Source organism: Streptomyces sp. NPDC001315, from assembly GCF_042896175.1.
Classification (GTDB): domain Bacteria; phylum Actinomycetota; class Actinomycetes; order Streptomycetales; family Streptomycetaceae; genus Streptomyces.
The window spans coordinates 586784-596665 of the sequence record NZ_JBIAWZ010000004.1; the positions used below are offsets into that span (position 1 = coordinate 586784).

Consider the following 9882-nt stretch of genomic DNA (forward strand, 5'->3'; position numbering starts at 1 on the left):
TGGTAGCCGCACCCCGCCCGTCGCCACACCCTGTCACCGCGATGTCACTGTGCACGTAGCAGAAACGTAGCGGGAGACCAGAAGGTTCCCCGAATCCCGTACTTCTACACGGCTTCGACCACCCTGAGTCAGCGACGCCGTGTGCACTCCGAAGGTTCCCGCCGCATCCGCACCAAGCCTGTACGAGCTCCGCCCCTTACCGTCACTCCTCCCGCATCCACTGCTCCATCACCGCCAGCAGGTGATCGGGATCGACCGGCTTCGTGACGTAGTCGGAGGCGCCCGACTCGATCGCCTTCTCCCGGTCGCCCTTCATCGCCTTCGCGGTCAGCGCGATGATCGGCAGCCCTGAGAACTGCGGCATCCTGCGGATCGCCGTGGTCGTCGCGTATCCGTCCATCTCGGGCATCATGATGTCCATCAGGACGACCGCCACGTCGTCGTGCTGCTCCAGGACCTCGATGCCCTCGCGCCCGTTCTCGGCGTACAGCACGGACAGGCCGTGCTGTTCCAGGACGCTGGTGAGCGCGAACACGTTGCGGATGTCGTCGTCGACGATGAGCACCTTCTCGCCGCCGAACCGGAAGTCTTGATCGGGTCGCGGTTCCGCCGCCTGCTCGACCTGCCACTGCTCCAGCTGTCCGTTGCGCTGCTCGACCGCGGGCGCGCCCCTGCGGCGGCGCCGGAAGAGCGCGGCCGGGCCGTTCTGCGTCTCGCGGTACGACTTCACCTCGGCCGGCGTCTCGATCTCCGCCTCGGAAAGCCCGGACAGGTCCGCCTCGGACGCCACCAGTTCGCCCGCCTCCAGCGCGGGCACCGGCTGCTGGTAGCCGTGCGGGGGCAGCTCGCTCGGGTGCAACGGCAGGTACAGCGTGAAGGTCGAGCCGCGTCCGGGCTCGCTCTGGGCGTGAATCTCGCCGCCGAGCAGCTGGGCGATCTCCCGTGAGATGGACAGGCCCAGGCCCGTGCCGCCGTACTTGCGGCTCGTCGTGCCGTCCGCCTGCTTGAACGCCTCGAAGATCACCCGCATCTTGCCGGCCGCGATCCCGATGCCCGTGTCGGTCACGGAGAACGCGATCAGCGGCGCGTCAGCATCGGTGAGCGAACCGGCCTCCAGCAACTGCTCCCGGATCGCCACCGGCACGTCCGCTCGCGCGGGCCTGATCACCAGCTCGACCGACCCGGAGTCGGTGAACTTCACCGCGTTGGAGAGCAGGTTGCGCAGCACCTGAAGCAGCCGCTGCTCGTCGGTGTGCAGCGTGGCAGGCAGCTCCGGCGACACCCGTACGGACAGGTCGAGGCCCTTCTCCGCGGTCAGCGGCCGGAAAGTGGCCTCCACGTAGTCGACGAGCTGGACGAGCGCGATGCGCGTCGGGGAGACGTCCATCTTGCCCGCCTCGACCTTCGACAGGTCGAGGATGTCGTTGATCAGCTGAAGCAGGTCGGAACCGGCCCCGTGGATCGTCTCGGCGAACTCGACCTGCTTCGGGGAGAGGTTGCCCTCGGCGTTGTCGGCGAGCAGCTTGGCCAGGATCAGCAGCGAGTTCAGCGGCGTACGCAGCTCGTGCGACATGTTGGCGAGGAACTCGCTCTTGTAGCGCATGGACACGGCGAGCTGCTCGGCGCGCTCCTCCAGGACCTGCCGCGCCTCCTCGATCTCGGTGTTCTTCACCTCGATGTCGCGGTTCTGCCGGGCCAGCAGCTCGGCCTTCTCCTCCAGTTCGGCGTTGGACGCCTGGAGGGCCTTCTGCCGCTGCTCCAACTCGGCCGACCGCTCGCGCAGTTGCTCGGTCAGCTCCTGCGACTGCTTCAGCAGCTGCTCCGTCTTGGTGTTGACGGAGATGGTGTTGACGCTGGTCGCGATCATCTCCGCGATCTGGTTGAGGAAGTCCTTCTGGATCTGGGTGAACGGCGTGAACGATGCCAGCTCGATGATGCCGAGCACCGTGCCCTCGAAGAGCACCGGCAGCACGATCACCTGCGCGGGCGGCGCCTCGCCGAGCCCGGAGGAGATCTTCAGATAGCCGCTCGGGGCGTTCTCCACGAGGATCGTGCGCTTCTCCTCCGCCGCCGTGCCGACGAGGGCCTCACCCGGTCCGAACGACGTGGGCATGGAGCCCATCGAGTAGCCGTACGAGCCCAGCATGCGCAGCTCGTACCGGTCGTCCATGCCGTCGCTCCCGTCCCTGCCGTCGACCAGCGGCATGGCGACGAAGAACGCGCCGTGCTGCGCGGAGACCACCGGGGTCAGCTCGCTCATGATCAGCGAGGCGACGTCCTCGAGGTCGCGGCGGCCCTGCATCAGCGCGGAGATACGGGCGAGGTTGCCCTTGAGCCAGTCCTGCTCCTTGTTGGCGATCGTGGTGTCGCGCAGGTTGGCGATCATCTTGTTGACCGAGTCCTGGAGCTCCTCGATCTCGCCGGAGGCGTCCACGTCGATCTTCAGGTTGAGGTCGCCGCGGGTCACCGCGGTCGCCACGCGCGCGATGGCACGCACCTGCCGGGTCAGGTTCCCGGCCATCTCGTTCACCGACTCGGTGAGGTCGCGCCAGGTGCCGTCGACGTCACGCACGCGTGCCTGGCCACCCAGCTGGCCCTCCGTACCCACCTCGCGGGCCACGCGCGTGACCTCCTCGGCGAAGGAGGACAGCTGGTCGACCATCGTGTTGATGGTGGTCTTCAGCTCGAGGATCTCGCCGCGCGCGTCGATGTCGATCTTCTTGGTCAGGTCACCCTTGGCGATGGCGGTGGTGACCATCGCGATGTTGCGCACCTGGCCGGTCAGGTTGGACGCCATCTGGTTCACCGATTCGGTGAGGTCCTTCCACGTGCCGGCCACGCCCGGTACGTGCGCCTGACCACCCAGGATGCCGTCCGTGCCCACCTCGCGGGCCACCTTGGTGACCTGGTCGGCGAACGAGCTCAGCGTCTTCACCATCGTGTTGAAGGTGTCGGCGAGCTGCGCGACCTCACCGCGCGCCTCGATCGTCACCGTCCGCGTCAGGTCGCCGTTGGCGACGGCCGCCGCGACCTGGGAGATGTTGCGCACCTGCACGGTCAGGTTCTTGGCCATCAGGTTGACGTTGTCGCTGAGGTCCTTCCAGATGCCCGTGGCGCCCTGCACGTGCGCCTGACCGCCCAGGATGCCCTCGGTGCCCACCTCACGGGCCACCCGGGTCACCTGCTCCGCGAAGGACGACAGCTGGTCGACCATCGTGTTGACGGTGGTGACGAGCTCCAGGATCTCGCCCTTGGCGTCGACGGTGATCTTCTTCGACAGGTCGCCCTTGGCGACGGCGGTCGTGACCTCGGCGATGTTGCGGACCTGGATGGTCAGGTTGTTCGCCATGAAGTTCACGGACTGGGTGAGGTCCTTCCAGGTGCCCGCGACGCCCTGCACCTCCGCCTGACCGCCCAGCATGCCCTCGGTGCCCACCTCACGGGCCACGCGCGTGACCTCCTGGGCGAACGACGACAGCTGGTCCACCATCGTGTTCAGAGTGTTCTTCAGCTCGAGGATCTCGCCGCGCGCGTCCACGGTGATCTTCTGGGACAGGTCACCGCGCGCCACAGCCGTGGCGACCTGTGCGATGTTGCGCACCTGGGCGGTGAGGTTGCCGGCCATGCCGTTCACCGAGTCGGTCAGGTCGCGCCACACACCGGCGACACCGGGCACCTGTGCCTGCCCGCCGAGCCGGCCGTCCGTACCCACCTCGCGGGCCACCTTGGTGACCTGGTCGGCGAAGGCGGACAACTGGTCGACCATCGTGTTGATGGTGATCTTCAGCTCGAGGATCTCGCCGCGCGCGTCCACGGTGATCTTCTGGGACAGGTCACCGCGCGCCACAGCGGTCGTGACCTGGGCGATCTGCCGCACCTGGGCCGTCAGGTTGCCGGTGATGGAGTTGACCGAGTCGGTGAGCTCCTTCCAGGTGCCGGACACTCCGGGTACCTGTGCCTGCCCGCCGAGGCGGCCCTCCGTACCCACCTCCCGGCCCATCTGAATGACCTGGTCGGCGAACGACGACAGCTGATCCACCATCGTGTTCACGGTGTTCTTCAGCTGGAGCATCTCGCCGGCCACGTCCACCGTGACCTTCTGGGACAGGTCACCATTGGCGACCGCCGTCGTGACCTGGGCGATGTTCCTCACCTGTCCGGTGAGATTGCGGAACGCCGTGTTGACGGAGTCGGTGAGGTCCTTCCAGTCGCCCGCGGCTCCGGGCACCTGGGCCTGACCGCCCAGTTCGCCCTCGTTGCCGATCTCCCGGGCGACGCGCGTGACCTCGGCGCCGAAGGCGGACAGCTGGTCCACCATGCCGTTGACGGTGTTCTTCAGTTCCAGCATCTCGCCGGCCACGTCCACCGTGACCTTGCGGGACAGGTCACCGCTGGCCACGGCCGTCGTCACGGCGGCGATGTCACGGACCTGCGTGGTCAGGTTCCGGAAGACGGTGTTGACGGAATCCGTCAGGTCCTTCCAGGTGCCCGCGGCACCCGGCACGTTCGCCTGCCCGCCGAGCCGGCCCTCGGCACCGACCTCGTTGGCCACGCGTGTGACCTCGTCCGCGAAGATCCGCAGCGTCTCGGTCATCTGGTTGATCGTGTCGGCGAGCTTGGCAACCTCGCCGCGCGCCTGCACGGTCACCTTCCGCGACAGGTCACCGCTGGCGACCGCCGTGGTCACCTCCGCGATCCCGCGCACCTGGGCCGTGAGGTTTCCGGCCATGGTGTTCACCGAATCGGTGAGTTCCTTCCACACACCGTCGACGCCGGACACCCGCGCCTGGCCGCCGAGGATGCCCTCGGTGCCCACCTCGCGGGCGACCCGGGTCACCTCGGAGGAGAAGGCGGAGAGCTGGTCCACCATCGTGTTGACGGTGTTCTTCAGCTCCAGCATCTCGCCGGCCACGTGAACCGTGACCTTCCGGGACAGATCGCCCTTGGCGACCGCCGTCGTCACCAGGGCGATGTCCCGCACCTGGGCCGTCAGCCGGTACGCCATCGTGTTGACGGAGTCCGTCAGGTCCTTCCAGGAACCGGACATTCCGCGCACCTGGGCCTGGCCGCCCAGCTTGCCCTCCGTGCCCACCTCGCTGGCCACCCGCGTGACCTCGTCGGTGAACGTCGACAGCTGGTCGACCAGGTTGTTGACCGTCCGTCCGACCTTCAGAAACTCCCCGCGCAGCGGATGGCCGGGCCCGTCCGGCCCCTGCGTCCTCAGGTCCATGCGCGGCGACAGATCACCTTCCGCCACCGCGGACAACACCCGGCTGACCTCGGAGACGGGCCGTACGAGATCGTCCACGAGCGCGTTGGAGTTGTCGATCGCCGTCGCCCAGGAGCCCTCACAGGCGCCCGTCTCCAGGCGCTCCGTGAGCTTGCCCTCACGCCCCACCATGCGCCGCACGCGCGACAGCTCGCCGGTCAGATGCAGATTGCGGTCGGCGACCTCGTTGAAGACCGCCGCGATCTCCGACATCACGCCGTCCCCGGACACCGTGAGCCGCTTGCGGAAATTCCCGTCCCGCATGGACACGAGAGCGGCCAGCAGCCGGTTCAGGGCAGCCGTGTCCACCACGGTGGTGCCATTGCGCCCTTTGCCCTGGTTGTTCAGGGACTGTCCGCCTTTCGCGCGCGTCTTCGTGGCCCGCGTCGCTGCGCCAGACTCCACTGTGTCCCTCCCGCAGGGGTCGACCGTTACTGCTGTGCCCCGGTACTCCTGTTCGGTGTACCGGTTAATGCTGTCTATTTCTGCCCGATGTCATCAGGCCACACCACTGGCTGCTGCCCACCGTGCGTGGAACACACTCAGCCTGCCCGTACATTCACCAGAAGCTTGCCCAGTGTTTCACCCTCGCCGAACCAGGCCATAACAGTTCGGCAGCTTCGCACATCGTCCGCACACCCTTCGGGCGGAAACACTGCCGACCGGCATCCGCAGCGGCGAGGAAGGTAAGTAACCTTGCATGCGGCTGTCCAGCCGTGCCGGTGCGTCCGGCCTGGGCGGTGGCACGAGTACGAGCGGGCATCGGAGGGGCGGCCGCATACATGACCACCGGACTGATCCCTGGGGGACAGCCCCCGGACCCCCGGCCGACGGACGGCCTGCCGTTGCAGGCCCAGCGCGAGCCGGTCGGCCCGGGAACCCTGCACGTCGACGACCGGTCGAGGAGTTCTGTGATCACCGCGCGCGCGGACGCCAGCTTCGAGCCCGTCGGGCGATCCGTAGCAACCGCCCGCTCCTTCGTCCGTGACACCCTCCAGGGCTGGGGCTTCGCCGACATCGTCGACGACGCAGTGGTCCTCACCAGCGAACTGGTGACGAACGCCGTGGTCCACGCGGGCACATCCGCGGACGTCCTGTGTCTACGGAGCGACGACGGCGTACGCATCGAGGTCTCCGACCGCTACCCCGAGCGGGAGATCCCCCTTCAGGGCAGCGCCGTCAACATGGGCAGCCCTGACCGGGAGGGTGGCCGCGGCCTCCAACTGTGCGCGGCCCTGGCCGGCCGCTGGGGCGTCGAGTACACGCCCACGCACAAGAACGTCTGGTTCCAACTCGTACTCCCCGAGCGCCCGGTGGGAACGCGCGCCGCCGGGCCTTCCCTGCCCGCCGACCTCCTCCCGCTCGCCGACGGCCGCGTCCGCGTCGCGGTCGTCCAGATCGACCGCACCGGCGCCATCTCCGCGTGGAACGAGGACGCCGAGGAGCTCTTCGGCTACGCCGCCGACCAGGTCACGGGCAAGCCCCTCACCGACCTCGCCGCCTGGCCGCACACCCCCGGCACGAGCACGGGCATCGCGGAGGCACTCCAACTCTCGCGCTGGGAGGGCAGTTACGGTGTCCGCGGCGCCAACGGCCGTGTGACCCCGGTCTACGCCTCCCACCTCCGCGTCCGTGACACCGGCGGCGAGCCCTCCACGGTCTGTCTCCTCGTCCGCGACCACGAACGTGCGGTCCTCCAGACACCGTTGCGCGTCCCCGCCTCCGACACGGGCACCTCCTCCGACGCCCAGAGCGCCGACCCCTTCGAAGTGTTCATCGGCTCCCCGGCCCCGGACGACCTCGACGGCCTCCTCCAGCGCACGGTCGAACGCGCACGCGACATGCTCGACGGCGACTCCGCCTTCCTGCTCCTCGCCACCGACGACGAAACGGAGTTGGAGGTCCGCGCCTCCACGGGCCTGCCCTCTGCCCGCCAGCGCTTCGCCCGTGTCCCCGTCGAGGCGGGTCCCGGCCGCTACGGCTCGGCCCGTATGCCCGCCGTCCACGAGGACCTCGCCGCCGTCCCCGGCGCCGTACCCCTTCTGAACGCGACCGGCATGCGCTCGGTCGTGACAGTCCCGCTGAAGGTCGAGGGCCGCCTCACGGGCTCGCTCGGCGTCGCCGCGGAGGCCCCCGGCAGATACTCCAACGAGGAGGCGTTGCGCCTCCAGTTCGCCGCGGACCGCATCGCACTGGCAGTGGAATCGGCCCGCCTGGGCGAACTGGAACGCCTGCGCCGAGGTTCCTTGAGCTTCCTCGTGGAGGCCTCCGACCTCCTGGCCGGCACCCTGGACCGGGACCAGACCCTGGCCCTGATGGCCCAGATGACGGTCCCGACGCTGGCCACCTGGTGTGCCGTCTACACGATCGCCGACCAGGCCTCGGACCCGTATCTGTCCTACGTCCTGCACGAGGACGAGGAGCTGATCGACGGAATCAAGTCACTCCTTTCCAAGATCCCGTCGCCGGACCCGGTACCCACCCCGGGCGCCCGCGTCTGGACGGCCCCCGGCGAAATGGCCCATCAGGCGGCGCTGCGCAGTTCGATGCGCAGCCTGGGCCTGAGCGGCGGCCCGACCCACCAGGTCGCGTCCGGCATCGGCCCGACCCTGGCCACGGCCTCCGCGGTCGGCGGCGAGACAGTGGTCCTCCCCCTGGTCGCCCGCAACCGTGTCATCGGCATGCTGACGCTGGGCAAGCCGACGGACGAACACTTCCGCCAGGAAATTCTGGAACTGGCCGAGGACTTGAGCCGCCGTGCTGCGCTGGCCCTGGACAATGCGCGCCTCTACTCCGAGCGCACGGCCATCAGCCAGTCCCTCCAGCGCAGCCTTCTGCCGCCCGAACTCCCGACCATCGAGGGCGTCGAGGTCGAGGTCATCTACCGCGCGGCGGGCGAGGGCAACGAGGTCGGCGGCGACTTCTACGACCTGTTCCCGATCAGCGACGGCGCATACGGTTTCGCCATCGGCGACGTCTGCGGTACGGGCCCGAACGCGGCGGCGGTCACGGGCCTGGCCCGCCACGCCCTGCGCCTGCTGGCCCGCGAGGGCCTCAGCGGCCCGGCAGTGCTGGAGCGCCTGAACTCGGCCATCCTCGACGAAGGCGCCCGCAGCCGCTTCCTGACCCTCCTCTACGGCGAGATGCGCCCCCAGGAGGACGGCAGCGCGGAGCTGAAGGTGGTCTGCGCCGGCCACCCCCTTCCGCTCCGCCTGCGTCAGGACGGCACGGTCGAGCCGGCCGCCGAACCCCAGCCGCTCCTCGGCGTCATGGAGGACCTGGAGCTCTACGAGCAGACCGTCACCCTCGATCCGGGCGACGTCCTCCTGTGCGTCACGGACGGCGTCACCGAACGCCGCGAGGGAACCCGCATGCTGGGCGACGACGGCCTCACCGACGTGCTCACGACCTGTACGGGCCTGACGGCCGGCGCGGTCGCGGCCCGCATCATGCGCGCGGTGGAACGCTTCGCGTCGGACGCCCCGTCGGACGACATGGCGATCCTGGCGATGCGGGTCCCGGGCCTCCACACGGACTAGGAAAGGGACCAGGGCATGGAAAAGGCCCCGCCCAATGGGCGGGGCCTTTCTGGTTGAGCCCCCAAACGGAATCGAACCGTTGACCTTCTCCTTACCATGGAGACGCTCTGCCGACTGAGCTATAGGGGCTTGTCGCCTTTTCGGGGTTTCCCTCGCGGCAACGGAATAGATCATACCCCGAACAGACCCGTGCTCCCAACTCGCTCAGATGGCGGGCTGGAGCAACCCCCCGAGGGCATTGCACGCGGACACGATCCGCTGCAGGTCCCGCTTCGTCAACGCCGCTTCCACGGGCAGAGCCAGCGTCTCGTCGGCGGCCAGTTCCGTCTCCGGCAGTGACACGCACCGCCGGAACTCGGGCAGCCGGTGCACCGGCGTCTTCACCGGCACCCGGCAGTCAACTCCCCTGCTCCGCAGGGCGCGTGCGAAGGCATCCCGGTCGGGCCGACCGTTCCCCGGCACGCGCACCACATACTGCTGATACGTATGCCCGTCACCACCGTCGGGTGTCCGCACCCCCCGCAGCTTCCCGTCGAGATAGGCAGCCCGCTCCCGACGCTGAGCGATCTCGTCGTACGGCGCCTCGGACTCGCCCTGTTCCAACACGAGCAGCTCGTGCCGCTGTCCGACGCCGTGCAGCCGCGTGATGTCGGCCGGCCTGCCGAAGCGGTGTACGGCAACGACGGCTGCCGTCCGCGGAGTTATGGAGGCCTCGACAGCGGACGGGTCGAGGCAGTAGGTCACCGCATCTATGTCGGCGAACACCGGAAGCGCACCGGCCAGGGTCACCGCTTCGGCAACTTCGACGTTCCCGAAGGCCGGCACGATGACCTCGTCACCGACCCCGACACCGGCGGACCTGAGCATTGCAGCAGTTCCCATGCTGTGGATGCTCGTAGCGGAATATGAACTTCAAATGACGCACAACAAAAAAGGGTTGGACCCTGAACCGAAGTTCAGGGTCCAACCCTTTGAATAATTGTTCGGCGGCGTCCTACTCTCCCACAGGGTCCCCCCTGCAGTACCATCGGCGCTGTAAGGCTTAGCTTCCGGGTTCGGAATGTAACCGGGCGT

3 protein-coding genes, 1 tRNA gene and 1 rRNA gene are annotated in these 9882 nt (G+C 68.5%); 1 reads left to right on the forward strand and 4 read right to left on the reverse strand.

Going from position 1 to position 9882, the window contains the following annotated elements:
• Nucleotides 1–202 precede the first annotated feature (202 nt).
• On the reverse strand, nucleotides 203–5674 hold the full coding sequence (locus tag ACFY16_RS16035; RefSeq protein ID WP_390647721.1) for a HAMP domain-containing protein: 5472 nt from the start codon (nucleotides 5672–5674) through the stop codon (nucleotides 203–205).
• 377 nt (nucleotides 5675–6051) lie between these two features.
• Here ACFY16_RS16035 and ACFY16_RS16040 point away from each other — a divergent pair, with 377 nt between their 5' ends.
• The gene (locus ACFY16_RS16040) at nucleotides 6052–8808 is read left to right on the forward strand and encodes a SpoIIE family protein phosphatase (RefSeq protein ID WP_390647722.1); all 2757 of its coding nucleotides are present in this window, start codon (nucleotides 6052–6054) and stop codon (nucleotides 8806–8808) included.
• Nucleotides 8809–8864: 56 nt separating this feature from the next.
• Here the strand turns inward: ACFY16_RS16040 and ACFY16_RS16045 are convergent.
• From ACFY16_RS16045 to rrf, 3 genes are all read right to left on the reverse strand, one after another.
• Nucleotides 8865–8937: transfer RNA gene (locus ACFY16_RS16045), tRNA-Thr, on the reverse strand.
• A gap of 75 nt (nucleotides 8938–9012) precedes the next feature.
• Entirely contained in the window at nucleotides 9013–9675 is a 663-nt protein-coding gene (locus tag ACFY16_RS16050; protein WP_390647740.1) for a DegT/DnrJ/EryC1/StrS family aminotransferase, read from the reverse strand.
• Nucleotides 9676–9789: 114 nt separating this feature from the next.
• Nucleotides 9790–9882: ribosomal RNA gene (gene rrf, locus ACFY16_RS16055) — 5S ribosomal RNA — on the reverse strand; the annotation flags it as partial.

What these genes read in the sequence shown, in the direction of transcription:
- ACFY16_RS16050 (WP_390647740.1), bottom strand. Translation starts at nt 9,675, where the DNA reads ATGCTCAGGTCCGCCGGTGTCGGGGTCGGTGACGAGGTCATCGTGCCG.
- ACFY16_RS16040 (WP_390647722.1), top strand. Translation starts at nt 6,052, where the DNA reads ATGACCACCGGACTGATCCCTGGGGGACAGCCCCCGGACCCCCGGCCG.